General features: G+C 61.9%; 22 protein-coding genes. 9 read left to right on the top strand and 13 right to left on the bottom strand.

Translation table 11 applies throughout. The features are described 5' to 3' along the window. Positions 1 to 200 precede the first annotated feature (200 nt). On the top strand, positions 201 to 2,123 hold the full coding sequence (estP, locus tag BFP90_RS15380) for an esterase EstP (protein ID WP_065894200.1): 1,923 nt from the start codon (positions 201 to 203) through the stop codon (positions 2,121 to 2,123). A gap of 133 nt (positions 2,124 to 2,256) precedes the next feature. On the opposite strand, the gene trpE is transcribed toward estP, so the two are convergent. From trpE to BFP90_RS15330, 10 genes are all read right to left on the bottom strand, one after another. Next, the gene (trpE, locus tag BFP90_RS15375) at positions 2,257 to 3,738 is read right to left on the bottom strand and encodes an anthranilate synthase component I (RefSeq protein ID WP_065885522.1); all 1,482 of its coding nucleotides are present in this window, start codon (positions 3,736 to 3,738) and stop codon (positions 2,257 to 2,259) included. A gap of 70 nt (positions 3,739 to 3,808) precedes the next feature. Then, on the bottom strand, positions 3,809 to 4,627 hold the full coding sequence (locus BFP90_RS15370) for a phosphoglycolate phosphatase (RefSeq protein WP_065885521.1): 819 nt from the start codon (positions 4,625 to 4,627) through the stop codon (positions 3,809 to 3,811). Then, the gene (gene rpe / locus BFP90_RS15365) at positions 4,624 to 5,298 is read right to left on the bottom strand and encodes a ribulose-phosphate 3-epimerase (RefSeq protein WP_065894198.1); all 675 of its coding nucleotides are present in this window, start codon (positions 5,296 to 5,298) and stop codon (positions 4,624 to 4,626) included. The genes BFP90_RS15370 and rpe overlap by 4 nt, the downstream gene beginning before the upstream one ends. 83 nt (positions 5,299 to 5,381) lie before the next feature. After that, entirely contained in the window at positions 5,382 to 6,530 is a 1,149-nt protein-coding gene (locus BFP90_RS15360; protein WP_065885519.1) for an iron-containing alcohol dehydrogenase, read from the bottom strand. A 134-nt stretch (positions 6,531 to 6,664) separates the two neighbouring features. Then, positions 6,665 to 7,489, bottom strand: a complete 825-nt coding sequence (locus tag BFP90_RS15355; protein WP_065885518.1) for an ABC transporter permease — start codon at positions 7,487 to 7,489, stop codon at positions 6,665 to 6,667. Between the two features lie 12 nt (positions 7,490 to 7,501). After that, positions 7,502 to 8,728 carry an ABC transporter permease gene (locus tag BFP90_RS15350; protein WP_065897264.1) on the bottom strand — a complete coding sequence of 409 codons (1,227 nt, stop codon included), beginning with the start codon at positions 8,726 to 8,728 and terminating at the stop codon, positions 7,502 to 7,504. A 148-nt stretch (positions 8,729 to 8,876) separates the two neighbouring features. Then, on the bottom strand, positions 8,877 to 9,917 hold the full coding sequence (locus BFP90_RS15345; protein ID WP_065894189.1) for an ABC transporter substrate-binding protein: 1,041 nt from the start codon (positions 9,915 to 9,917) through the stop codon (positions 8,877 to 8,879). A gap of 43 nt (positions 9,918 to 9,960) precedes the next feature. Beyond that, positions 9,961 to 11,073 (bottom strand): ABC transporter ATP-binding protein, encoded by a 1,113-nt coding sequence (locus tag BFP90_RS15340; RefSeq protein ID WP_065885515.1) that lies wholly within the window; start codon positions 11,071 to 11,073, stop codon positions 9,961 to 9,963. 204 nt (positions 11,074 to 11,277) lie between these two features. After that, positions 11,278 to 11,907, bottom strand: coding sequence for a response regulator (locus BFP90_RS15335; RefSeq protein ID WP_057723679.1), 630 nt, complete (start codon positions 11,905 to 11,907; stop codon positions 11,278 to 11,280). An 18-nt stretch (positions 11,908 to 11,925) separates the two neighbouring features. Continuing rightward, positions 11,926 to 13,920 (bottom strand): sensor histidine kinase, encoded by a 1,995-nt coding sequence (locus tag BFP90_RS15330; RefSeq protein WP_065897260.1) that lies wholly within the window; start codon positions 13,918 to 13,920, stop codon positions 11,926 to 11,928. Between the two features lie 75 nt (positions 13,921 to 13,995). Here BFP90_RS15330 and BFP90_RS15325 point away from each other — a divergent pair, with 75 nt between their 5' ends. Then, on the top strand, positions 13,996 to 14,964 hold the full coding sequence (locus BFP90_RS15325; protein WP_065897258.1) for an alpha/beta hydrolase family protein: 969 nt from the start codon (positions 13,996 to 13,998) through the stop codon (positions 14,962 to 14,964). Between the two features lie 592 nt (positions 14,965 to 15,556). On the opposite strand, the gene BFP90_RS15320 is transcribed toward BFP90_RS15325, so the two are convergent. The 3 genes from BFP90_RS15320 to BFP90_RS15310 are packed head-to-tail and all read right to left on the bottom strand — an operon-like array spanning position 15,557 to position 18,022. Then, positions 15,557 to 16,324 carry a TerB family tellurite resistance protein gene (locus tag BFP90_RS15320; RefSeq protein WP_065894185.1) on the bottom strand — a complete coding sequence of 256 codons (768 nt, stop codon included), beginning with the start codon at positions 16,322 to 16,324 and terminating at the stop codon, positions 15,557 to 15,559. 1 nt (position 16,325) lies between these two features. Next, complete coding sequence (gene murU / locus BFP90_RS15315; RefSeq protein ID WP_065894184.1) at positions 16,326 to 17,000, bottom strand: N-acetylmuramate alpha-1-phosphate uridylyltransferase MurU; 675 nt, start codon at positions 16,998 to 17,000, stop codon at positions 16,326 to 16,328. Next, entirely contained in the window at positions 16,997 to 18,022 is a 1,026-nt protein-coding gene (locus tag BFP90_RS15310) for an aminoglycoside phosphotransferase family protein (RefSeq protein ID WP_065897256.1), read from the bottom strand. Before BFP90_RS15310 ends, murU begins: the two co-directional genes overlap by 4 nt. A gap of 130 nt (positions 18,023 to 18,152) precedes the next feature. On the opposite strand from BFP90_RS15310, the gene BFP90_RS15305 reads away from it, so the two are divergent. The 7 genes from BFP90_RS15305 (at position 18,153) to glpE (ending at position 25,818) form a co-directional block, all read left to right on the top strand. Next, positions 18,153 to 20,930 (top strand): LPS-assembly protein LptD, encoded by a 2,778-nt coding sequence (locus BFP90_RS15305; protein ID WP_065897254.1) that lies wholly within the window; start codon positions 18,153 to 18,155, stop codon positions 20,928 to 20,930. Further along, on the top strand, positions 20,911 to 22,245 hold the full coding sequence (locus tag BFP90_RS15300; protein ID WP_082632017.1) for a peptidylprolyl isomerase: 1,335 nt from the start codon (positions 20,911 to 20,913) through the stop codon (positions 22,243 to 22,245). The genes BFP90_RS15305 and BFP90_RS15300 overlap by 20 nt, the downstream gene beginning before the upstream one ends. After that, complete coding sequence (pdxA, locus tag BFP90_RS15295; RefSeq protein ID WP_065897252.1) at positions 22,242 to 23,231, top strand: 4-hydroxythreonine-4-phosphate dehydrogenase PdxA; 990 nt, start codon at positions 22,242 to 22,244, stop codon at positions 23,229 to 23,231. The genes BFP90_RS15300 and pdxA overlap by 4 nt, the downstream gene beginning before the upstream one ends. Further along, a complete protein-coding gene (gene rsmA / locus BFP90_RS15290; RefSeq protein ID WP_065885507.1) occupies positions 23,228 to 24,046 on the top strand; it encodes a 16S rRNA (adenine(1518)-N(6)/adenine(1519)-N(6))-dimethyltransferase RsmA in 819 nt (272 codons plus the stop codon). Before pdxA ends, rsmA begins: the two co-directional genes overlap by 4 nt. A gap of 201 nt (positions 24,047 to 24,247) precedes the next feature. Continuing rightward, on the top strand, positions 24,248 to 24,628 hold the full coding sequence (gene apaG, locus BFP90_RS15285) for a Co2+/Mg2+ efflux protein ApaG (protein ID WP_065885506.1): 381 nt from the start codon (positions 24,248 to 24,250) through the stop codon (positions 24,626 to 24,628). Beyond that, positions 24,628 to 25,479, top strand: coding sequence for a symmetrical bis(5'-nucleosyl)-tetraphosphatase (locus tag BFP90_RS15280; protein WP_065897251.1), 852 nt, complete (start codon positions 24,628 to 24,630; stop codon positions 25,477 to 25,479). Before apaG ends, BFP90_RS15280 begins: the two co-directional genes overlap by 1 nt. Positions 25,480 to 25,488: 9 nt before the next feature. Continuing rightward, complete coding sequence (glpE, locus tag BFP90_RS15275) at positions 25,489 to 25,818, top strand: thiosulfate sulfurtransferase GlpE (protein ID WP_065894173.1); 330 nt, start codon at positions 25,489 to 25,491, stop codon at positions 25,816 to 25,818. Positions 25,819 to 25,958: the final 140 nt, after the last annotated feature.

Below are 25,958 nucleotides of genomic sequence, written 5' to 3'. Positions count from 1 at the left end.
TGATGATCAACACGGGGAGGGTCTCATTCATACGTCCAGGCACAGTAACGTAGCCTCGCCAACCGTGCAATATGGCGCCGCAAATACGGGCTGGGCTCAATGCGCTGCCCACAGCAAAATTCGGTTTTGCGCTATAGAAAACGCTCGATACTTTGCTAGTGTTTCGGTTCCGACACAAAAACAACTCAATGGAATTTTCCATGCTCAGAACTCCGTTCTTCGCGCCCCTGGCCGCCGGCTTGCTTTACCTGGCTTGTGCACAGGCTCATGCAGCATCGTCACCCTATTCAACGATGGTGGTATTCGGTGACAGCCTGGCCGATGCCGGCCAGTTTCCCGACGGCGGTGCCGGATCGACCCTGCGCTTCACCAACCGTACCGGGCCGACGTTCCAGGGAGACTATGGTCTGGTTTCTTCGACGCTGCTCGGCGCGAAGCTGGGTGTAGCGCCAAACGACCTGAATGCCTCCACCTCACCGGTGCGCGCGATCCAGGGCTTGCCGGACGGAAACAACTGGGCGGTCGGCGGCTACCGTACCGACAATATCCTCGACTCCATCACCAACGTCTCCAACGCGGCGATCCCACCCGGTAATGCCGGGGGCGGCACGGTGCTGCGCAGTCGACAGGGTTACCTGCCGGCAAACGGCGGGCTGGCCGATCCGAATGCGCTGTACTTTCTCTCCGGTGGCGGCAATGACTTCCTCCAGGGTCGCGTACTCAGCCCCGCTCAAGCGGTCGCCGCCGGCGGGCGATTGGCCGACAGTGCCCAGGCCCTGCAACAAGCCGGTGCGCGTTACATCATGGTATGGATGTTGCCCGACATCGGCCTGACGCCGGCCGTCAACGGCACGCCGCAGCAGGCAGCGACGTCGGCCCTGAGCGCTGTTTTCAACCAGTCGCTGGTACAGCGCCTGTCGCAGATCGATGCGCAGGTCATCCCGCTGAACATTCCATTGTTATTGAATGAAGCCTTTGCCAATCCGGCCCGCTTCGGCCTCGCCACCGGGCAAAACCTCACGGGCACCTGCTTCAGTGGCAACAGTTGCACCGCCAATCCGGTGTACGGCATCGGTGGCACCAACCCGGACCCGACCAAGCTGATCTATAACGACTCGGTCCACCCGACCATCGCCGGGCAACAGCTGATCGCCGACTACGCCTATTCGCTGCTCGCCGCGCCGTGGGAAATCACGCTGCTGCCGGAAATGGCCCAGGGCACATTGCGCGCCCACCAGGATGAGTTGCGCAATCAATGGCAGGCAGACACCGGCCACTGGCAAGCCGTCGGCCAATGGCGAGCGATCGTGGCAGCCGGTGGCCAACGGCTGGATTTCGACGACCAGAACAGCTCGGCAAGCGGCGATGGCAGCGGTTATAACCTCAATATCGGCGGCAGCTACCGACTCAACGAAGCCTGGCGCGTAGGCGTCGCCGCGGGCCTGTACCGCCAGACACTGGAAGCCGGCGCCAGCGATTCGGATTACAAGCTCAACAGTTACATGGGCACCGCGTTTGCCCAGTATCAGCAGAATCACTGGTGGGCCGATGCGGCCTTGACCGGCGGCAAACTGGACTTCGATAACCTCAAGCGCAAGTTCGCCCTGGGCGTCAGCGAAGGGTCGGAGAAAGGTGACACCGATGGCTGGCTCTGGGCCTTGAGCGGCCGCGTGGGCTACGACATCGCTGCGCCCGGCAGCGACTGGCACTTGTCGCCCTTCATCAGCGCCGATTACGCGCGCGTCGAAGTCAACGGCTACTCGGAGAAAGACAGCCGCTCCACCGCCCTGACCTTTGATGACCAGCAGCGCGACTCCAGGCGCCTTGGCGTAGGCTTGCAAGGCAGCTACCGCATCACCCCGCAGACCCAGGTGTATGGGGAAGTGGCGCATGAGCATGAGTTCGAGAACGACACGCAGAAGGTCAACATCGCGCTCAACAGCGTGCCGGGGATCGACTTCAAGCTGGACGGGTATACGCCGCGCAGCAATTCGGATCGCTTGAGCCTGGGTGTCAGCCACAAGCTGACGCAGGAACTGGCGTTACGCGCGGCGTATAACGTGAGGAAGGATGACAACCTGACCCAGCAAGGGGTCAGTGTCGGGGTGAGCATGGATTTCTAGCCAATCCTGAAACCAACACAAACCAATGTGGGAGGGGGCTTGCCCCCGATAGCAATGTGTCAGCCAGTGCATCATGAACTGAAAGACCGCTATCGGGGGCAAGCCCCCTCCCACATTTGAATCACATTCGGCTTCAGTCCTGCGGGGTTTGCTCAGCCAGCGCCACCGCCCTGAACATCGCGCGGCGCTTGTTCAGGGTTTCTTCCCATTCCAGGGCGGGCACCGAGTCAGCCACAATGCCGCCACCGGCCTGCACATGCAGTTCGCCATCCTTGATCACTGCCGTACGGATCGCAATCGCGGTGTCCATGTTGCCGTTCCAGGCGAAATACCCCACGGCGCCGCCATAGACGCCCCGCTTGACCGGCTCCAGTTCGTCGATGATTTCCATTGCGCGAATCTTCGGCGCGCCCGACAAGGTACCGGCCGGCAGAATGGCACGCAGTGCGTCCATTGCGGTCAACCCGGCTTTCAGTTCCCCGGTGACGTTGGACACAATGTGCATCACATTGGAGTACCGTTCGATGACCATCTTCTCGGTCAACTTCACCGAGCCGATTTCCGAGACACGCCCCGTGTCATTGCGCCCCAGATCAATCAGCATCAGGTGCTCGGCGATTTCCTTGTCATCGCTCAACAGGTCTTCTTCCAGCGCCAGGTCCGCTTCTTCGGTAGCGCCACGCGGGCGCGTACCGGCGATGGGCCGCACGGTGATCAGGTTGTCTTCGACGCGCACCAGCACTTCCGGTGAACTGCCCACCACGTGGAAATCACCGAAGTTGAAAAAGTACATGTACGGCGTCGGGTTGAAGCAGCGCAGCGCCCGGTACAGGTCAATCGGCGCCGCCTTGAAATCAATCGACATCCGTTGCGACGGCACCACCTGCATGCAGTCACCGGCGAGGATGTATTCCTTGATGGTGTCCACTGCGCGCTCGTAGTCCGCCTGCGTGAAGCTGGAGCGAAACACCGGGTCAGCGGCAGGCGGACGGCTGAGGTCCAGGCCACGACGCGGCGTGATCGGCTGGCGCAGCTTGTCCAGCAGTGCTTCGAGACTGGCCTGGCCTTGTTCGTAGGCATCCGCCCGGGACGGGTCGGCCAGCACAATCGCGTGCATCTTGCCGGCGAGGTTGTCGAACACCACGACCGCATCGGAGACCATCAGCAGGATGTCCGGTACGCCCAGCGGGTCCGGGTTCGGACATTTACCCAGGCGCTGCTCCACGTAGCGCACGCAGTCATAACCGAAATACCCCACAAGGCCGCCGTTGAAACGCGGCAGGCCGGCAATGGTCGGCACGTTGTAGCGCGCCTTGAAGGCCTCGACGAAGGCCAGCGGGTCGTCTACGTCATGGCTTTCGATCTCGACGCCATCATGGGTGATGCTCACATGATGGTCATGAACCCGCAGTACCGTGCGGCACGGCAGGCCGATGATCGAATAACGGCCCCACTTCTCGCCGCCCTGTACCGACTCCAGCAGATACGAGTTCGGCTCATCGGCCAGTTTCAGGTAGATCGACAGCGGCGTGTCGAAGTCGGCCAGGGTTTCGCGGGCCATGGGGATACGGTTATAGCCGGCAGCGGCCAAACGCAGGAATTCTTCGCGGATCATCAGGTGCCTCGTGGTGTGAGGGTCAATCGGTCAGGTAGGCAAACGTGCCGCACAGAGCGGCCAGGATCAGTCAGGCGCGCCAACGCCAGCGGGCCAGGGCCTTGATGACTTTCATCCAGAGTTTGCGAGTGACCACCACGATGGGATTTCCTGAAAAGGACGGATCAATATCGGGCAACGTTATCTCAGCGCCCGCGCCCAGGCAACCGGGGATTAACAGGCGCAGGTCATCAATCACCAGCGCCGGCGATTCTTCGGCAATCGGCCGGCCATGGTTGTAGCCGTAACTCAAGGCCACGCACTGCACCCCTGCGGCTTTTGCCGCCAATACATCGCTGCGCGAATCGCCCACGAACAACGATTGGGACGCCGGAATGTTGGCCATTTTCATCACGAAGAACAGCGCCGCCGGGTCGGGCTTTTTCTGCGGCAGGGTATCGCCGCCGATGATCCAGCGAAAATACCGGCCGATCTTCATCTGGTCCAACAGCGGTGCGACGAAGCGCTCCGGCTTGTTAGTGATCAAGGCCATTTCCACGCCTTGCTTGCTCAACCATTTGAGGGTGTCACGCACGCCGGGGTACACCACCGTCAGTTCGTGGCTGCTTTCATAGGCGGCATTGAACAGCTCCAGGGCATGTTCGGCCTCCACCTCATCCACACCGGCGGCGTCGATATTGCCCGCCAGCGCCCGACGCACCAGCATCGGCGCGCCGTTGCCGACCCATTCGCGAACCGCCTCGATCCCCGCAGGCTTACGCCCCAGTTTGAGCAGCATCTGGTCCACCGCCGCCGCCAGGTCGGGCACCGAGTCGATCAAGGTACCGTCCAGATCGAACATCACCAGCCGTGGCAATTTGCCGGGGAACAGCTGCTCAAAGCCGCTCATGGACGCGCCAGCGCCAGTTCGGCGTGCATCTTGGCGATGACTTCCTGGTAATCCGGGGCATTGAAGATCGCCGAGCCGGCCACGAACGTATCGGCACCCGCAGCAGCGATCTCGCGAATATTGTTGACGTTGACCCCACCGTCGATTTCCAGGCGGATATCGCGGCCCGATGCGTCGATCAGCGCCCGCGCTTCACGCAGTTTGTTCAGGGTGCCGGGGATGAACTTCTGCCCGCCAAAGCCCGGGTTGACGCTCATCAGCAGGACCATGTCGACCTTGTCCATCACGTACTCCAGCACGCTCAAGGGTGTGGCCGGGTTGAACACCAGGCCTGCCTTGCAGCCGCCTTCGCGGATCAGTTGCAGGGTACGGTCGACGTGCAGCGTGGCTTCCGGGTGGAACGTGATGTAGGTCGCACCGGCTTCGATGAAGTCGCCGACAATGCGGTCCACCGGGCTGACCATCAAGTGTGCGTCGATCGGCGCGGTAATCCCGTACTTGCGCAGCGCCGCGCAGACCATCGGGCCGATGGTCAGGTTGGGCACGTAGTGGTTGTCCATGACGTCGAAGTGCACGAAGTCGGCGCCGGCGGCCAACACCTTGTCCACTTCTTCGCCCAGGCGGGCGAAGTCGGCGGAGAGAATCGATGGAGCAATGACGAAGGGCTGCATGACGCACCTTTTTTGAGCTAAATCACGATGGCGCGCATTGTATACCTCAGCTTTGCCCTGCGCACCGTGACCTCACTCAACGGCTAGTACGCCGCCCGGTAGATTTTCTCGATATCGGCCGCGCTGAGCTGGCGCGGGTTATTGCGCATCAGGCGTTCGATGCCCGCCGCTTCAGTGGCCATCGCCGGGATAGCCTCCTCAGGCACGCCGAAACTGCGCAGGCCGGCCGGGATTTCGACGGCGGCGCAGAGTTTCGTCATCGCCTCGACAGCCTGGTCGGCGGCATCATTCACGCTCAGCCCGCTGACATTCACGCCCATGGCCTGGGCGATGTCGCGCATCCGCTCGACACAGGCCAGCTTGTTCCAGTGCATCACATAGGGCAGCAACAGCGCATTGCTCACGCCGTGGGCGATGTTGAACCGGCCGCCCAACGGATACGCCAGCGCATGCACCGCGCCCACGCCGGCATTGCCGAAGGCCATGCCGGCCATCAGGCTGGCGGTGGCCATGTCGTCACGGGCCTGCAGGTTGGCCGGGTTGGCGTAAACCTTGGGCAGTGCGCTGGCAATCAGCTTGATCGCGCCGATCGCCAGGGCATCGGTGATCGGCGAGGCGTTCAGCGACAGGTAGGATTCAATGGCATGCACCAGTGCGTCGACGCCACTGGCGGCGGTGACGCTACGGGGACAAGTGAGGGTCATTTGCGGGCTGATCAGCGCCACATCCGGCAGCAGGTAGTCGCTGACGATGCCTTTTTTCAGCTGCGCGACCTTGTCCGAGAGGATTGCCACGTTGGTCACCTCCGAGCCGGTGCCCGCCGTGGTGGGAATGGCGATCAACGGCGGGCCCTTGCGCGGCACCTGGTCGACCCCGAACAAATCCGCCAGGGCGCCGTGGTAACCGGCGTAAGCGGCGACGCTCTTGGCGATGTCGATGGCACTGCCGCCGCCCACGCCGATCAGGCCATCGTGCCCGCCATCGCGGTAGGCCTGCATGCAGTCTTCGACAATGGCGATTTCCGGGTCGGGCAGCACGCGGTCGAAAATTTCATACGGGCGGCCGCCCAAGTGCTCGAGCGCCAGCGCCACCGTGCCGGACTTGACCAGCACGGCATCGGTGACGATCAACGGGTTATCCACATCCAGGCGGGTGAGTTCGGCGGCGAGCTGCTCAATGGCGCCAGCGCCGGTGAGCAGTTTGTGGGCGATCTTGAATGAGGAAGTACTCATGTGCGCGGCCTCTTATTGAGAGATGGGCTGGCACAAGAGTAGCTGAGACAAATGGGTTGTCTGCCATTCAAGAGCTGAATGGTCATTATCTGAATGAACAAAGCCCCCTCCCACAGTTTGATCTGTGCCGGGTTTTAGACCTGTGCGGTACGCAGCTTTTCGCCCCGCCCGCGCAGCCATTCAAGCGTCAGCAACAGCACCACTGAAAACCCGATCAGCAACGTCGCCGCCGCTGCAATCGTCGGGCTGAGGTTTTCCCGAATGCCGCTGAACATCTGCCGCGGCAACGTGGCTTGCTCCGGCCCTGCGAGAAACAGCGTCACCACCACTTCATCGAACGAGGTGGCGAAGGCGAACAGCGCCCCGGAAATCACCCCCGGCGCGATCAGCGGCAAGGTCACCCGGCGAAACGCGGTCAACGGTGACGCGCCCAGGCTGGCCGCCGCCCGCACCAGATTGTGGTTGAAACCCTGCAAGGTCGCCGACACGGTAATGATCACAAACGGCACGCCCAGCACCGCATGCACCACGATCAACGAGAAGAAGCTGTTACCCAGACCCAGCGGGGCAAAGAACAGGTAACTGGCCACGCCGATAATCACCACCGGCACCACCATCGGCGAAATCACCAATGCCATCACCAATGCCTTGCCGGGGAAGTTGCCACGGGTCAGGCCAATCGCCGCCAGCGTGCCGAACACCATCGCCAGCACTGTGGCCGCCGGGGCGACGATGATGCTGTTGCGCAGGGCGCGCATCCATTCGGCCGAGGCGAAGAAGTCCTGATACCACTGCAGCGAAAAGCCCTGCAACGGATACACCAGGAAACTGCCGCTGTTGAACGACAGCGGGATGATCACCAGTACCGGCAGGATCAGGAACAGCAGGATCAGGCCACACAGAATCCGCAGGCTGTAGAACCACAGTCGCTCCACCGGTGACATATAAGGGCTCAGCATTGCAGGGTCTCCTCAGCTCAGGCGCAGGCGACTGGCGCCCACCAGCCGGTTGTAGATCAGGTACAACAGCACCGTCGCCAGCAGCAGCAAGCCGCCCAGCGCCGTGGCCATGCCCCAGTTGATGCTGGTGTTGGTATAGAAGGCCACGAAGTAGCTGACCATCTGGTCGTTCGGGCTGCCCAGCAACGCCGGGGTGATGTAGTAACCAATCGCCAGGATGAACACCAACAGGCAACCGGCGCCGACACCGGCGTAGGTCTGCGGGAAGTACACGCGCCAGAAGCTGGCGAAGGGGTGACAGCCCAAGGAAATCGCCGCACGCATGTAGGTTGGCGAAATGCCCTTCATCACGCTGTAGATCGGCAGGATCATGAACGGCAGCAGGATATGCACCATGGAGATGTACACACCGGTACGGTTGAACACCAACTCCAGCGGCGTATCGATCAGGCCCATGCCCATCAGGGCGCTGTTGATCAGGCCGCCGGATTGCAGCAGTACGATCCACGCCGCCACCCGCACCAGGATCGAGGTCCAGAACGGCAGCAATACCAGGATCATCAGCAGGTTGCTTTTACGCGCCGGCAGGTTGGCCAGCAGGTACGCCAGGGGATAGGCCAGCAGCAGGCAGATCACGGTGATGACCAGGCCCATCCAGAATGTGCGGGCGAAGATATCCAGATAGATAGCCTGGTCCTGGGTGGCCGGCGCGATTTCGCCCAGGTCGTCGATACGGTGATCGACGGCCGCCAGCAGGTAGTAAGGCGTCAGGCTGCTGGTATTGCGTCGGATCGCCTGCCAGTACGCCGGGTCGCCCCAGCGTTCATCGAGGGTTTCAAGCGCAGCTTTATAAGAGGCCGGCGCGTCGGTAAACGGCAGCGCCCGCGCGGTTTTGGTCAGCAAGCTGCGATAGCCGGCCAGTTCCATGTTCAAGCGCTTGGACAGATCGCCCAGGGTCTGGTTTTTGCGCGCTTCGCCCAGGTCCTCACTGAGCGCCTGGTACACCGACTCGCCGGGCAAGCCACGACCGTCCCAGGCCGTCACTGCCACCACTGTGCGCGGCAAGCCTGCGACCACTTCCGGGTTGCCGACGCTTTTGTAGAGCAGCGCAACAATGGGCACCAGGAACACCAGCAGCAAAAACAGCACCAGCGGCGCAATCAAGGCCTGGGCCTTCCAGCGATTGAGCCGCTCGGCACGGGCCAGGCGCTGCTTGAGGGTGGGAATGGCGAGGGCCATGGAAAACTCCGGGTCTTGAAAGTGGATGCAATCTGTCAAACACAACAGATCCCCTGTGGGAGGGGGCTTGCCCCCGATGGCGGTGGATCAGTCAAATCAGCCGTCGTCTGACACACCGTCATCGGGGGCAAGCCCCCTCCCACATGGATTATTTGGCGGCCCAGGAATTGAAGCGCTGCTCAAGCTGCTCGCCGTTATCGGCCCAGAAGCTCACATCGATCTGCACCTGATTGGCGATATTTTCCGGCGTGGTCGGCATGTCCTTGAGCACGTCTTTGGCCAGCAACGGCACGGCCTGGGTATTGGCCGGGCCGTAGGCGATGTTTTCCGAATAGATCTTCTGCTGCTGCGGCTGCACCGAGAAGGCGATGAATTTTTTCGCCGCTTCGGCGCGATCCTTGGCCAGGCCTTTTGGAATGGCCCAGGCGTCGAAGTCGTAGATGCCGCCGTTCCACACCACTTTGAGGTTGCTTTCTTTCTGCACGGCGGCGATCCGGCCGTTGTAGGCCGAGCTCATCACGACGTCACCCGAGGCCAGGTATTGCGGCGGCTGTGCACCGGCTTCCCACCACTGGATCGACGGCTTGAGTTCGTCGAGTTTCTTGAATGCACGGTCCTGGCCATCTTTGCCGGCCAGCACTTTGTAGACGTCCTTGGGCGCTACGCCGTCGGCCATCAGCGCAAATTCCAGGGTGTATTTGGCGCCTTTGCGCAGGCCACGCTTGCCCGGGAATTTCTTGGTGTCCCAGAAATCCGCCCAACTGGTCGGCGCACTGGCGAGTTTGTCGGCGTTGTAGGCCAGCACTGTCGACCACACGAAGAAGCCCACGCCGCAGGGCTGGATCGCGCCTTTGACGTAGTCGGCGCCGTTGCCGAACAGTTTCGGGTCGAGGGGCTCGAACATGTCTTCGTCGCAACCACGGGACAGTTCAGGCGACTCCACTTCCACCAGGTCCCAGGACACGCTCTTGGTGTCGACCATGGCTTTGACCTTGGCCATTTCACCGTTGTATTCACCGGCAATGATCTTGCCGTTGCCCGCGCTTTCCCACGGGGCATAGAAGGCCTTGACCTGGGCCGCCTTGTTCGCGCCGCCAAAGGAAACGACGGTCAGGTCCGGGCCTGCCATGGCCTGTGTCGCGCCCATCAGGCCGATAGCCAGGGCCGAATACTTAAGGGATCTCAACATTGTTGTGCTCTCCACGTGCAGGGTTGGTGAAGCCAGGGGGCGATCAATTCGCCTCTAGAAGTGGGTCGAGTGCGCGAACGTGCTCGACTTGCCAGCCAATCGGTACTACGTCGCCGACCGTCAGGGCCGGGTCCAGCTCGGCAATCGGTTGTTTCACGAAAAAATCGGTCTTGCCGCAGACTTCCAGGCGCACACGCACGTGGTCGCCCAGGTAGATGAACTCCGCCACCCGCCCGGAAAAACGGTTGATGCAGCGGTCACTTGCGCCATTGAGGCTGACGCGCTCCGGACGCACCGACAGCGTCACCGGGCCGCCGATCGAGCCGACGTTCACCGCCAGCGCCTCGACCTTTTCGCCGCGCGCCAGCTCCACCACACAGCGCTCGCCGGTGTGGCTGTGCAGACGGCCATTGAGACGGTTATTTTCGCCGATGAAGTTGGCCACAAAGGTATTTTTCGGCTCTTCATACAGGCTGCGCGGCGCGGCGATCTGCTGGATTTCGCCCTGGTGAAACACCGCCACGCGGTCGGACATGGTCAAGGCTTCGCCCTGGTCATGGGTCACATACACCACGGTCACGCCGAGGCGCTGATGCAGATGCTTGATTTCCATCTGCATGTGTTCGCGCAATTGCTTGTCGAGGGCGCCGAGGGGTTCGTCCATCAGCACCAGCTGCGGCTCGAACACCAACGCGCGAGCCAACGCCACCCGCTGTTGCTGGCCCCCGGACAGTTGCGCCGGGTAGCGCTGGGCGAACGCGTCGAGCTGGACCATGCTCAGCACGCGCTTGACCCGCTCGCTGATGTCGGTCTTGCTCAAGCCACGCACGGACAGGGGAAACGCCAGGTTCTCGGCCACGGTCATGTGCGGGAACAATGCATAGTTCTGGAACACCATGCCGATGTCGCGCTTGTGCGGCGGCACGTTATTGATCGAGCGCCCGGCCAGCTGGATTTCGCCGGCGGTGGGTGTTTCAAAGCCGGCCAGCATCATCAGGCTGGTGGTCTTGCCCGAACCGGACGGCCCGAGCAGGGTGAGGAACTCACCCTTGCGAATCTCCAGGTTGAGGTCTTTGACGATCAGGTTTTCGCCATCGTAGCTTTTCTGCACGCCACGAAAGCTGACCAGCACATCATTTGAATCCACCTCGCTCATATCCGCACCTTTGTGTTTTGGACCGCTGTGACACAAGCGTAGTCCAGGCGCGAGGCCCCGGAAATCGGGGGCGAGGAGAGAATCCCATCAGCCGGATGGAAGGTTCGGGGTAGGGATCGCCCTACACGGATGGCGGGCATGGGACAGTGCAGCGGCAAGTCTTCGCCGGGCGGCGCTTGCGCGGTGTCGTTAATGGATACGCCGCTACAGCAGCTTGTGTTCCATGGCGTATTTCACCAACTCGGCCAGGGAGGTGATATTGAGCTTTTGCATCAAGCGCGCCTTGTGCGTGCTGATGGTTTTGCTGCTCAGGGCCAACTGCAGGGCGATGTCGTTGACGTTGGCGCCTTGTGCCAGACGTTCGAACACCGAAAACTCGCGCTCCGACAGCAGCGAGTGCAAGGGGCGCGAATCCGTCAGGCCGACTTCGAAGACCATGCGGTCTGCCAGGTCCGGGTCGATATAGCGCCCACCCGCCGCGACCTTGCGAATCGCCATCAGCAGCAATGCCGGGTCGCTGTCCTTGGTGGCATAGCCGGCCGCACCCACCTTCAGGGCGCGGGCGGCCATTTGCGCCTCATCGTGCATGGACAGCACCAGGATCGCCGGCGGGTTGCTCAGCGCGCGGATACGCGCGATAGCCTCCAGGCCATTCACGCCGGGCATGGAGATATCCAGCAACACCACCTCGCACGGCACATGGCGCAGGGTCTCCAGCAATTGCTCACCATTGCTCGCTTCGCCTACCACCAGCAGGTCCTTGGCCAGGCCGATCAATTGCTTGATGCCTTCCCGGACAATGGTGTGGTCTTCGGCTACCAGTACGCGGATCACAGGGGTTTCCTCTTATCGTTATGCATCCAGCGGCACCGTGACGCTCAGGGTGGTGCCCTCCCCCAACTCGCTGACCAGGCTCAACTGCCCGCCCATGATCAGTACCCGTTCGCGCATGCCGACCAGGCCGAACGATACCGCTCGCCCCTGCGCCTGCACGAAACCGATACCGTCATCGCTGATGGTCAGCCGCAGGTTCGGGCCATCCACGCCCAGCGTCAGCTCCACAGTATGCGCCTGGGCATGGCGCATCACATTGGTCAGCGCCTCCTGCAGGATGCGGAACAGGCCGATGGCCTTGGCGTCGCTCAGTATTGGCGGGTTTTCCGGGACGCGTACCAGGCAGGGAATCTGCGTGCGCGCTTCGAAGCGTCGTGCCTGCCATTCGATGGCCGAGGCAATGCCGGCGTCGAGAATCGGCGGGCGCAGCGCCGTCGCGACATCACGTACCAATTGAAAAAGCTGGGCTATCAGGCGCTTCATGCTGTTCAAGCGCTCGTTCAGGCCCGGGTCGAGTTGCGCATAGGCCAATTCACACATTGAGGTTTCCAGCTTGAGCACGGTGAGCATCTGCCCCAGTTCGTCGTGTACTTCGCGGGCGATACGCGCCTTTTCTTCTTCGCGCACCGTTTCCAGGTGGGCTGACAATTGGCGCAACTGTGCCTCGCTTTGCAGCAGGGCGGCCACATAACGGCGGCGCTCGGTGACGTCAGTCAGGTAAACCACCAGGTACTCGCCGTCGGCAAAGCGCAGAAAACTCAACGACACGTCTGCCGGCAGGATGCTGCCGTCGGCGCGCAGGCAGTCGGTGGCGAAGGTCTGCGCGCCCTCCTCGCTGGCCCGCCCTCGTTTCCACAGATTGAGCCAGCGGTCCATGGTCAATGTCGGGTCGAAATCGATCAGCGGTCGCTCGATCAATGCGCCAGCGCCATAGCCGAGCATGGTTTCGGCGGCGCGATTGGCGTAACGCACGTGACTGTCCCAATTGACCCACAGGATGCCGACCGTACTTTGATCGATGGAAAACTGCGTCAGGCGCAAGGCTTCAGCGCCAGCGGCGCGCGCCGCACTTTCCTCCCGCGCCGCCAACAGGTCGTGCTCCAGGTTGCGTTGTTGGCGGCGCTGCCAGAGCACCGCGGCGAGGCTGGCGAGCAGTAACAGCCCAAGCAGCACGCTAAGATTTTTCCACACGCCCATGGCATTTGATAAACGCGGGTACTGAGGCTGCAGCCAGCGGCTGTGCAATTGGTCGAGGTCGCGGGCGGGTATCGCCCGCAAGGCGCTTTGCATGATGCCGGCCAGCTGCGGCCATTCACGCCGCGTGGCCACCCGCAGCAACTGCGGCAGGCCGATATCGCCGACCACCGCCAGCCCGGCAAACTCCGCCTCGCCGGACAACCGGCCCAGTTGCGCCTCATCCACCACCGCATAGCGGGCCTGCCGGCTCACCAGTAACTGCAGGGCCTGACGCTCCATGGGCACGCCTTGCAGGTTGAGGTTGGGATAGGTGCTGCGCAGGTAGTCGGCCACCGTGCTGGGCATGCGCACCGCGATGCGCGATTGTGCGTCGAGTTTTTCCAGCTCCACCGCGCCGCCGCCTTCACGAATACCGACAATATGCTGGGGCACGCGCATATAAGGGTCGCTGAACAACCACAGGCGCAAGCCGGCCGGGGTTTGCTGCAGGCCGGGGGCGATGTCCACCTCGCCGTCGCGCACGGCGGCCTCCAATTGCTGCTGATCGGGAAAGTTGCGCCAGGTCAGCTCGATGCCCAGTGCCCTGGCCAGCCACTGCATCAACTCGACATTGGCCCCGGACAACCGCTGCAGCCGTCGGTCGTATTGCGCGTAAGGCGCCTGCAACACCAGGCCCACCCGCAATTGCGGGTGCTGCGCCAGCCACGCACGCTGCTGCGCATCCAGTTGCGCCTGGGGCACGACGGGGGCAGGCGCTGCGTTCGCCATCAAGGCAACACACAGACAGCCGATAACCAGCAGCAAGCGAAAACCCATGATCCACGTCTCACATCACTGACAAATACCGATCAACCCATTAGGCTGCTGAGATCTTCCGGCCGGGATTTAACGATGCCACCTCTAAACCGTTCGGCACTGCCAGCATTGTGCCTGTCGCTGCTATTTACCAGCGCCTTTTCTGTTCAAGCCGCCGATGCGCCTGCAGCCGTCGCGGAAAAACCCGCCGAGCGCCAGCCCTTGCCCGAGCGCAGCGAGGCAGAAGCCCGCGCGCTCGAACGCCAGGTTGCGCAACAGGAACAACAACAATTGCAGGCCGGCAGCGAGTCGTTCCTGGCCCTGTGGAGGCCCGCCAACAGCGCCGACCCCCAGGGCGTGGTGATTATCGTGCCAAGTGCCGGCGAAAATGCCGACTGGCCGCAAGCGATCGGCCCGTTGCGGCGCAAACTGCCGGACGCTGCCTGGGGCACCCTCAGCCTGTCATTGCCGGACGTCAATCTGGACACCCTGCCGCCACGCGTCATCGAGCCGCCCAAAGCGGCGGTCGATACCAGCAGCAAGGACGGCAGCACGGTCGCCAAACCCGTCGAACAGGCCGCCAGCGCGGAAGCCGAAGGCACTGACCCGGCAGTGGTACCGGGCGCGGATGAACAGGACAAGACCGACGCCAAACGTATCTTCGACCGCATCGACGCTGCCGTCGCCTTCGCCCAGACCCAGGGCGCCCGCAGTGTGGCACTGCTCGGTCACGGCACCGGCGCATGGTGGGCTGCGCGTTACCTGAGCGAGAAACAACCCGCCCAGGTGCAGAAATTGGTGATGGTGGCCGGCAAGACACCCGCCGCTCGTCAACCGGACCTGCAGCAATTGGCCCCAGCGCTGAAAGTACCTACGGCGGATGTGTTCTACCAGGACGGCGCCCAGGACGGCAAAAACGCACTGGCCCGTATCCAGGCGGCCAAGCGCGGCAAGAACGAAGGCTACAAGCCGGTGCAACTCCACGCCCTGCCCGGCAACGATGCCGCCGAGCAGGAACAGCTCTACCGGCGAGTTCGCGGCTGGTTAAGCCCGCAGGCCGATTGAACACATTTTTCGAAAGTGTTGAATAACCAATGTGGGAGGGAGCTTGCCCCCGATAGCCATAAGTATCTACACAACTCAACAGCGCCCAACCGTAACCACGATGCGAAGCGAGCCGCTCTTGATCTTGATCTGCTTTTGATCTCAGGCGCCCCGTTAAACCACGCTGGCCGAACGCAGGCTTGAATCCGTGGGCAACCCGGCAGGACGCCGGGTTAGCCGCCCCGCGCCATGGATGGCGCGTGGCGGCGGCCCACGGATTCAAGCCGGAGCGAGGGCACACCGAGCCTAGGCGAGGTGCCGAGTGGTGGGGCAAGAGCGTTTTGCTTACTTTTGCGCTTTTCAAAAGTGAGCCGCCGTCAGGGCGGAACCCTAAGCAGCCGTTACCGCAGAAACGGATATGTACTCGGTCCAATCCAACATCCTGGCTAGCCCAGAGGCCGCCATCGGGGGCAAGCCCCCTCCCACATTTTGACCTCGGAGCGTCAGGTAGATACGCGTTAGCTCCCTCGCCACAGGTGCGGTGTAGCACCAAAACTGTGTAGATACCTATGGCCATCGGGGGCAAGCCCCCTCCCACATTTGATCGGCGATGTCAGCGAAAGTCCCGCCGCTCGCGAATCAACGCATAAGCGTTATGCAACTCACGGGTACGCTCGGTCGCCTCGCGCACTTGCGCGGGGCTGGCGCCACTGCCGGCGATCTTGTCCGGGTGATGGCGACTGAGCAGGCGGCGATAGGCGCGCTTGATTACCGACGGCTCAGCGGTCGCCGTCACCCCCAGAATCCGCAACGCCTCCTGATAAGCACCGACACGGTTCACCAACGGCTTGCGCGCCGGCGCGTAATCGGAGGCCAACGCGCGGATTTGTTGCGGCGTCCAGCCCAGCCATTTGCCCCACCGTTCGATCAGGTCACGCTCGGCATCATCCGCCCGGCCATCCGCCCAGGCCATCCGCCAGCACGCACGTAGAACACCCTCGGCGGCATGGGGTTGCGCCTTGAGCACGCGCAGATAACTGCGCACACGGTCAGTGCCGGACTTGCCACGATTAAACGCCATGATGGCTCGGCGCTGGGCCGGCTCGGTCATGTCCAGTGCGCGCATTTCCTGGCGCGCCTGCTGGATATGCCCGTCCACAATGCGACCGTTGCTTTTGGCCAGGCGCCCCAGCAGCACGAACAACAATTCGTCGTTGCGCAACGCGGGGCGGCCGCCAAGGCGTTCGCGCAACTGCGCCCAGCTGTGCAATTGCAGGCGCCGGTCCAGCGCCTGCCCCAGCAATGCACCCAACAAAGCCCCCGGAATGCTGGCAATCGCAAAGCCAGCCCCGGCGCCGATCAGCGTCCCTGGCCACAGCATCCTATCGTCCCGCTGTCAGCAAGGTTTCGACCTGCGCCAGACGTTCAAGCGTTCCGACATCCACCCAGCGTCCCTTCATGTGTTCACCCGTCACCCGACCGTTGGCCATCGCCGCGCGCAGTAACGGCGCCAGCTTGAAGGCACCCGCACTGCAACCCGCGAACAATTGAGGGTCGAGCACGGAAATGCCACTGAAGGTCAGGTTATCGGCACCGGGCGCCGCATCATGAAGCACGCCGTCGTCCAGGTAGAAATCCCCGCCGGACGGATGATGTGCCGGGTTGTCGACCATCACCAGATGGGCCAGGCCCTGGAGCGGTCGCTTCAATTGGCTGAAGTCGTAATCGGTCCAGATATCGCCGTTTACCACCAGGAACGGCTCGTCACCCAGCAACGGCAGCGCCTGGAAAATCCCGCCGCCGGTTTCCAGCGGCTCGCCTTCAGCTGAATAACGGATACGCACGCCGAACTGGGCACCGTCACCCAGGTAGCTTTCGATCTGCTGACCGAGCCAGGCGTGGTTGATCACGATCTCGGTGAAGCCGGCCTTGGCCAGCGCTTCAAGGTGATACTCGATCAGCCGTTTGCCGCCCGCCTGCACCAGCGGTTTGGGCGTATGCAGCGTCAGCGGGCGCATGCGCTCGCCCTTGCCGGCCGCCAGGATCATCGCTTTCATACGCAAGCCTCGGCCGGTTGGCGCAGGCTGCTGAGCAGCTCACCCAGGTCACTTAACTCCGGCCGGTCGGCCAGCACCGCTTCTATATAAGCAAAGAAGCGCGGCACGTCCGCCAGATAGCGTGGTTTGCCATCGCGGTGGCAGATCCGCGCGAAGATGCCGATGACCTTGAGGTGACGCTGCACGCCCATCAGGTCGCTGGCACGCAGGAACTCTTCAAAATCATCCTGCACAGGGATGCCCAACTCACTGGCGCGTTCCCAGTAGCCGCGCTGCCACGCGCGCACGCGGGCCTGGGGCCAGCTGAGGAAGGCGTCTTTGAACAGACAGGTAATGTCATAGGTCACCGGGCCATAGACCGCATCCTGGAAATCCAGCACCCCAGGGTTAGGCTCGCTGATCATCAGGTTGCGCGGCATATAGTCGCGGTGCACCAGCACATTGGGCTGGGCCAGGGCGCTGTCGATCAAGCGGTCACTGACGCGTTGCCAGAGGGCCTGCTGGCAGGTATCAAGCTCGATACCCAGGTGCCGGCGTACGTACCATTCAGGGAACAACTCAAGCTCGCGACGCAGCAGGGCGACGTCATAGCTGGGCAACGGCGCGTCCATCGGCAACTGCTGGAACGCCAGCAGCGCATCGATGGCGTCGGCGAACAATTGATCGGCGTTTTGCTCGTCAATCACGTCCAGATAGGTTTTTCGGCCCAGGTCATTGAGCAAAAGAAAGCCTCGGGGCAAATCTTCTGCATAAATTTTTGGCACATTAATTCCCGATTTCGCGAGCAAATGTGCGATATCGACGAAAGGTTTGCAGTTTTCCTGGGGCGGTGGCGCGTCCATTACGACGAATGTATGCGCCCCACCCTCCCACCGGAAGTAACGCCTGAAACTCGCGTCGCTGCTGGCCGCGGTCAATGTGGCCGGGGGTACGGGGCCCCAGTCCTGAGCGTTGAAGAGAATCGGCAACTGCTCATCCAGCCAGACTTCCAGCTGTTGTAAACGTAGATCGTGCTCGGGCATTACAAGGGTCTCCGACGGCGCTAGCCGTCAAGCGGGGCATGCTTTATTATCACGCATCTTTTTCAGACCATCGAGAGGCGTGCGGCCCAAACCGCGGGCAGATGGCACGCAGGAAGCCCGGACTAATAAGATGGCATTGAAATCCCCCGCGTTTCGTAGAAAATTTCCGTTGCTGGTAACCGGCAGTCTGCTGGCCTTGCAACCTTTCGCCACCTCATTCGTGGTCGCCGCGGAACAGTATGACTGCTCAGTCTCTGCTTCGGGTGCCTGGGATTGCGCGCCGAAAACGGCCGCCGCCCCATTGCCACCGCGCCCGGTGCATGACGGTTCTGCCGTCAGCTCGGCCAACAGCACGCCGCAGGGCGAGGCTGGCGGCAGCGTCGACGCCGAGCCCAAGACCATGCTGGTCACCGAAGCCAAGGGCCGTGGGCTGCGTTCGCGCAGCAAAGACTACAGCCACCTGGACTGGGTGCCTCGCGAGAAACTGACCGCAGCACAGTTGGCCGAAACCGGCCCTTACTGCGGCGGTGCCTACATCGAGCCGACGCGTCCTGGCATGAATGACAAGACGAACAAGAGCGATGCGCCGACCTTCATCGGTGCCAAGGCTTCTCGTTACGAGCAGGAACAGCAGGTCGCCACTCTGGCCGGTGACGTCGTCATGCGCCAGGGCAGCATGCAGCTGGAGTCCGACGAAGCCAGCCTGTACCAGGCCGAGAACCGTGGCGAGCTGAACGGCAACGTGCGCCTGCGCGACAACGGCGCGCTGATCGTGGGCGACCGTGCCCAGGTCCAGCTCGATACCGGCGCGGCCCAGATCGACAACGCCGAGTACGTGATGCACAAGTCGCGTATCCGCGGTAACGCGCTGTACGCCAAGCGTGCCGAGAACGCGATCATCCGTCTCAAGGACGGTACGTACACCACCTGCGAGCCGGACAGCAACGCCTGGCAGCTCAAGGGCAACAACATCACGTTGAACCCGGCCACCGGTTTCGGTACGGCCACCAACGCGACGTTGCGGGTCAAGAACATCCCGATCCTGTACACCCCTTACATCTATTTCCCGATTGACGACCGCCGTCAGTCCGGCTTCCTGCCGCCGAGCTTCAGCACCGGCAGTGAGACTGGCTTTACCCTCGTGACGCCGTACTACTTCAACCTGGCACCGAACTACGACGCCACGTTGTACCCGCAATACATGACCAAGCGCGGCCTGTTGATGGAAGGCGAATTCCGCTACCTCACCAAGTCCAGCGAAGGCCAGTTCGGCGGGGCGTACCTGAACGACGACAACGACGAGCGCAAGAACCAGACCGATTACGAAAAAACCCGCTACATGCTCAACTGGCAGCACAGGGGTGGGTTGGATTCGCGCCTGACGTCCCAGGTGGACTACACCAAGATCAGCGATCCTTACTACTTCCAGGACTTGAAGACCTTCGAGGAGGGTGTCCAGAACCGGGACTTCCTGAACCAGCAGGGTTCCCTGACGTACCGAGGCGATTCTTATCAGGCTCGCTTGAATGTCCAGGCGTACCAGTTGTCCACAATCTCTCAAATCACGCCGTATGACCGGTTGCCGCAGCTCACGCTGAACGGCCAACTGCCGTTTCATCCGGGCGGCTTGAACTTCAGTTATGAAACCGAAGCCGTACGCTTTGATCGTGACTTGCAGAGCGGTACGTTCACCGACGAAAACGGCTTGGTTTCACCTCGCCTGGATAGCAACGTACTGGGTCTTACCCGCGCCAACGGTACTCGTCTGAACGTCGCGCCAGCCGTCGAATACCCGATGAACTGGACTTACGGTTTTATTACGCCGAAGCTCAAATACGTCTACACCAAGTACGATCTTGACCTTGATGGTACAGGCAAGAATCAAATGGCGCTTGCCGGTCAAACTTTCAAGAGCTCCCAGGACCGCGCAATACCTGTTGCCAGCGTAGACAGCGGCCTGTACTTCGACCGCAGAACCAATTTGTTCGGCAAGGACTTCAACCAGACCCTCGAACCACGGGCCTACTACCTCTACGTACCGAACAAGGACCAGAGCGATATTCCGGTGTTTGATACCAGTGAATACTCGTTCAGCTATTCCTCGTTGTTCCGCGACAACCGCTTCAGCGGTTCCGACCGGATCGGTGACGAGAACAAGCTGTCCCTGGGCGTAACCAGCCGCTGGATCGAAGATAACGGTTTTGAGCGCCAACGCGTGTCGGTAGGTCAGGCCGTGTACTTCAAGGACCGTGAGGTTCAACTGCCAGGCGTATTGGCCGCCGATCGTGATGACGCGCGTACCGACGTATCGCCTATCGCGCTGGAATACGAATTCCACTTCAACCGCGACTGGCGTGCCACCGCCGACTACAACTGGGATCCCGAGAGCCACTCCCCACGGTCCGGCAGCGCGATGTTCCACTACCAGCCGGAGAACGACCCGAACAAGGTTATCAACCTCGGTTATCGCTATCGCAACGACCAGGTCGTCTATAACCAGCTGACCAACAAATGGCAGTTCGGTGGTGACTACGGCAGGCCGGGCGATCCGAACTACGTGAAGGATTACTACAAAATCCAGCAACACGACTTCTCGATGATGTGGCCGATCATTCCACAGTGGAACCTGATCACCCGCTGGCAGTATGACTATGCACGTAACCGTACCCTGGAAGCCTTTGGTGGTTTCGAGTACGACAACTGCTGCTGGAAACTGCGCGTCATCAACCGTTACTGGGTTTCCAACGACGAATACAGCCAGATCGCCCCGCTTAACGAAAAGGGTGACCACGGGCTCTTCTTCCAGATCGTCCTCAAAGGACTCGGCGGCCTGACCGGCGCCAAGGTAGAGAGCTTCCTCGACAAAGGCATTGAAGGTTATCGTGAACGTGAAGACAAAGCTTTCTGAGTGTTTGCGCCCGCTAGTGCTGGGCGCGCTGTTCCTGGGTGCCGCCTCGGCGCATGCCGCGGTGCAACAGCTGGATAAAGTCGCAGCCATCGTCGATAACGACGTGATCATGCAGAGCCAGCTGGACCAGCGGGTCAAGGAAGTTCAGCAGACCATCGCCAAGCGTGGCGGTGGTGTGCCGCCGACCAGCGTCCTGGAGCCCCAGGTGCTGGAACGCCTGATCGTCGAAAACCTGCAACTGCAGATCGGCGAGCGCTCCGGCATCCGTATTTCGGACGAAGAGCTCAACCAGGCCGTCGGCACCATCGCTCAACGCAACAACATGAGCATCGATCAGTTCCGCGCAGCCCTGGCGCATGATGGCCTGTCCTATGAGGACGCGCGTGACCAGATCAAGCGTGAAATGATCATCAGCCGTGTACGTCAACGTCGCGTAGCGGAGCGGGTGCAGGTGTCGGAGCAGGAAGTGAAGAACTTCCTGGCCTCGGACCTGGGCAAGATGCAACTCTCCGAAGAGCTGCACCTGGCCAATATCCTGATCCCGACGCCAGACAGCGCCAACGCCGAGCAGCTCAATGCCGCCGCGGCCAAGACCCAGGCGATCTACGACCGCCTCAAGGCGGGTGCTGATTTCGCTCAAATGGCGATTGCCCAGTCCGGCAGCGACAACGCGCTCGACGGTGGTGACATGGGCTGGCGTAAAGCCGCTCAACTGCCGCCGCCGTTCGACCGTGAGCTCAGTGCCATGAACGTGGGTGACATTACCCAGCCTGCACGTACTCCAGGCGGCTTTATCATCCTCAAGCTGCTCGGCAAGCGCGGCGGCGAGACCTCGCTGAAGGACGAAGTACACGTTCGTCACATCCTGGTCAAACCCAGCGAAATCCGCACCGAAGCACAAACCAAGGAACTGGCCCAGAAGATCTATGACCGCATCGAAAGCGGTGAAGACTTCGCCACCCTGGCCAAGAGTTTCTCGGAAGACCCAGGCTCGGCCCTCAACGGCGGTGACCTGAACTGGATCGACCCGAAAGCCCTGGTGCCGGAGTTCCAGCAGGTGATGGCCGATACGCCGCAAGGTGTGCTGTCCAAGCCGTTCAAGACCCAATACGGCTGGCATGTACTGGAAGTCCTTGGCCGTCGCGCCACCGACAACACCAACCAGGCCCGCGAACAGCAAGCCCTGACCGTACTGCGCAACCGCAAGTACGACGAGGAGCTGCAAACCTGGCTGCGTCAGATCCGTGACGAAGCCTACGTAGAAAACAAGCTGCCGGCCGCCGAGCAAACAGGCACCGACCAGGCAGCGCAGTGAAACCCCAGCGTTTCGCGGTAACACCCGGCGAGCCGGCCGGCATTGGTCCAGACCTGTGCCTGCTGCTCGCCTCGCAACCCCAGCCACACCCCCTGATTGCCATTACCAGCCGCGACCTGCTCCTTGAGCGGGCCGCACAGCTGGGTGTGGCTGTCAACCTGCTGAGCGTTGCACCGGGCAACTGGCCCGACCTGCCGGCGCCGGCGGGCAGCCTGTATGTGTGGGACACCCCGCTGCATGCCAAGGTCGCCGCCGGGCAACTGGACAAGGCCAATGCGGCCTTTGTGCTGGAAACCCTGACCCGCGCGGGCCAAGGCTGCATCGACGGCGACTTCGCCGGCATGATCACCGCGCCCGTTCATAAAGGCGTGATCAACGAATCCGGTATCGCCTTCTCCGGCCATACCGAATTCCTGGCCGAACTCACCCACACCGAACAAGTCGTGATGATGCTGGCCACCCGTGGCCTTCGCGTCGCGCTGGTCACCACCCATCTGCCGCTGCGCGATATCGCCGACGCCATCACCGCCGAGCGCATAGAACGCGTCACGCGCATCCTGCACGCCGACCTGCAACACAAATTCGGCATTGCCCAACCGCGCATCCTGGTCTGTGGGCTCAACCCCCACGCCGGTGAAGGCGGCCATTTGGGCCATGAAGAAATCGACATCATTGAACCGACATTAGAGCGTCTGCGCCAGGAAGGCATGGACCTGCGCGGCCCATTGCCCGCAGACACTCTGTTTACCCCCAAATATCTGGAGCACTGCGACGCAGTGCTGGCGATGTACCATGACCAGGGGCTGCCCGTGCTGAAATACAAAGGCTTCGGCGCCGCAGTCAACGTGACACTGGGCCTGCCGATCATCCGCACCTCCGTCGACCATGGCACTGCCCTGGACCTGGCGGGCAGCGGCAAGATCGATACCGGCAGCCTGCACGTGGCCCTGGAAACCGCCTATCAGATGGCCGAGACCCGTATATGACCGAGCATTACCAACACCGGGCGCGCAAGCGCTTCGGGCAAAACTTCCTGCACGACGCTGGCGTGATCGACCGCATCCTGCGCTCCATCCATGCCAAGCCAGAAGACCGCCTGCTGGAAATCGGCCCGGGCCAGGGCGCACTGACCCAAGGCCTGCTGGCCAGTGGCGGGCAACTGGATGTGGTGGAGCTGGACAAGGACCTGATCCCGATCCTCAATCAGCAATTTGCCGGCAAGCCCAACTTCAACCTGCATCAGGGCGATGCGCTGAAGTTCGACTTCAACACCCTCAACGCCGCGCCCAACAGCCTGCGCGTTGTCGGTAACCTGCCGTACAACATCTCCACCCCGCTGATTTTCCACCTGCTGAACAACGCCGGGATCATCCGCGACATGCACTTCATGCTGCAAAAAGAAGTGGTGGAGCGCCTGGCCGCTGGCCCAGGTGGCGGTGATTGGGGCCGGCTGTCGATCATGGTCCAGTACCACTGCCGCGTCGAACACCTGTTCAACGTCGGCCCGGGCGCGTTCAACCCGCCGCCGAAGGTCGACTCGGCCATCGTGCGCCTGGTGCCCCATGCCGTCCTGCCGCACCCGGCCAAGGACCACAAACTGCTCGAGCGTGTCGTACGCGAAGCGTTCAACCAGCGCCGCAAGACCCTGCGCAACACGCTCAAGGCGCTGTTGAGCAATGCCGAGATCGAAGCTGCCGGCGTCGATGGCAGCCTGCGTCCCGAGCAACTGGACCTGGCCGCATTCGTGCGCCTGGCCGACCAGTTGGCTATCCAGCCTGCGCCAGCAGCAGAGCAGGTGTAAGGACAAATGTGGGAGGGGGCTTGCCCCCGATGAGGTTGTGTCAGTGCAGGAAGGTTTAACTGAACCACCGCTATCGGGGGCAAGCCCCCTCCCACACTTGAACCCTGTCATACCCGACAGCATGTCTGGCCTAGTGCCCACCTCTTGGCCTAGACTGATCCGCATCTGCTGTCCTCCGCTTTTGCTTTTAAGGCCTCTTGCATGTCCGATCCTCGCTACCAGATCGACGTCAGCGTCGTCACCCGCTTCCTGGCGGACCAATCGCAACCCGAACTCAACCGCTTTGCCTTTGCCTACACCATCACGGTGAAAAACAACGGGCTGGTGCCGGCCAAGTTGCTGTCACGCCATTGGGTGATCACCGACGGTGACGGTCAGGTTGAAGAAGTACGCGGCGCGGGCGTTGTCGGCCAGCAACCGTTGATCGACATCGGCGCCAGCCATACCTACAGCAGCGGCACGGTGATGACCTCCAGGGTCGGCACCATGCAGGGCTCGTATCAGATGAAAGCCACCGACGGCCACTTGTTCGACGCGACCATCAAGCCCTTCCGCCTCGCGGTGCCCGGAGCCCTGCACTGATGGCGACGTACGCGGTCGGTGACCTGCAAGGGTGCCTGGAGCCCCTCAAGTGCCTGCTTGAACAGGTCGCCTTCGACCCCGTGAATGATCGCCTGTGGCTGGTCGGCGACTTGGTCAACCGTGGCCCGCAGTCGCTGGAAACCCTGCGCTACCTCTATAACCTGCGCGATTCGCTGGTCTGCGTACTGGGCAACCATGACCTGCACCTGCTCGCGGCCGGCCAGAACATCGAGCGCCTGAAAAAAGGCGACACCCTGCGCGAGATCCTCGAAGCACCGGACCGCGCCGAGTTGCTGGAATGGTTGCGCCGACAAAAGCTCATGCACTACGACGAGGCCCGTAACATCGCCCTTGTCCACGCCGGCATCCCACCGCAATGGACCTTGAAGAAAGCCCTCAAGTGCGCCGCCGAAGTCGAAAGCGCCCTGGCCGATGACAATCTGTACACCGCCTACCTCGACGGCATGTATGGCAACGAGCCAGTGAAGTGGGACAACGAGCTCACCGGCGTTGCCCGCCTGAGAGTGATCACCAACTATTTCACGCGCATGCGTTTCTGCACGGCGCAGGGCAAGCTGGACCTCAAGAGCAAGGAAGGCGCCGACACTGCCCTGCCCGGCTACCAGCCCTGGTTCGCCCACAAGGAACGCAAGACCCGGGACACGAAGATCATCTTCGGCCACTGGGCCGCCCTTGAAGGCAAATGCGAAGAACCCCGCGTGTTCGCCCTCGACACCGGCTGCGTGTGGGGCGGCGCCATGACCCTGATGAACATCGACACCGGCGAGCGTATCAGTTGCCAGTGTGAATCCCCTGCACCCACCCTACAGACGGCCGCCGCCAAGCCCTAGGAGCCCGCCATGAGCGAATTCAAACGTATCCCTCCCGAACAAGCCCAGGCCCTGCGCGAGCAAGGCGCCGTGGTCGTCGATATCCGTGACCAGCCGACTTACGCTGCAGCCCACATTGCCGGCGCCCAGCATCTGGACAACGTCAACATCGCCGACTTCATCCGCGCCGCCGACCTCGACGCGCCGGTGATCGTGGCGTGCTATCACGGTAACTCCAGCCAAAGCGCCGCAGCCTATCTGGTCAGCCAGGGCTTCTCCGACGTTTATAGCCTCGATGGCGGCTTTGAGCTGTGGCGCGCGACCTATCCTGCGGAAATTTCTTCAAGCGATTCGCAATAATTTTTTTCACACCCCGCTACCCCGCGTGACGCTTGGGCTTGCGCCGTTTCTGACGAACGGCGCAGCCAAACTAATTACGTATCGCGCCTTGAACTCCCCGATTACCAACTATCCTTAAGTGCAGGCCATCCAAATCAGGG

This window comes from Pseudomonas sp. 24 E 13, assembly GCF_900004715.1.
GTDB classification, from domain to species: domain Bacteria; phylum Pseudomonadota; class Gammaproteobacteria; order Pseudomonadales; family Pseudomonadaceae; genus Aquipseudomonas; species Aquipseudomonas orientalis_A.
The sequence above is the reverse complement of the archived record's forward strand: the minus strand, read 5'-3'. Positions and strand labels throughout refer to the sequence as shown.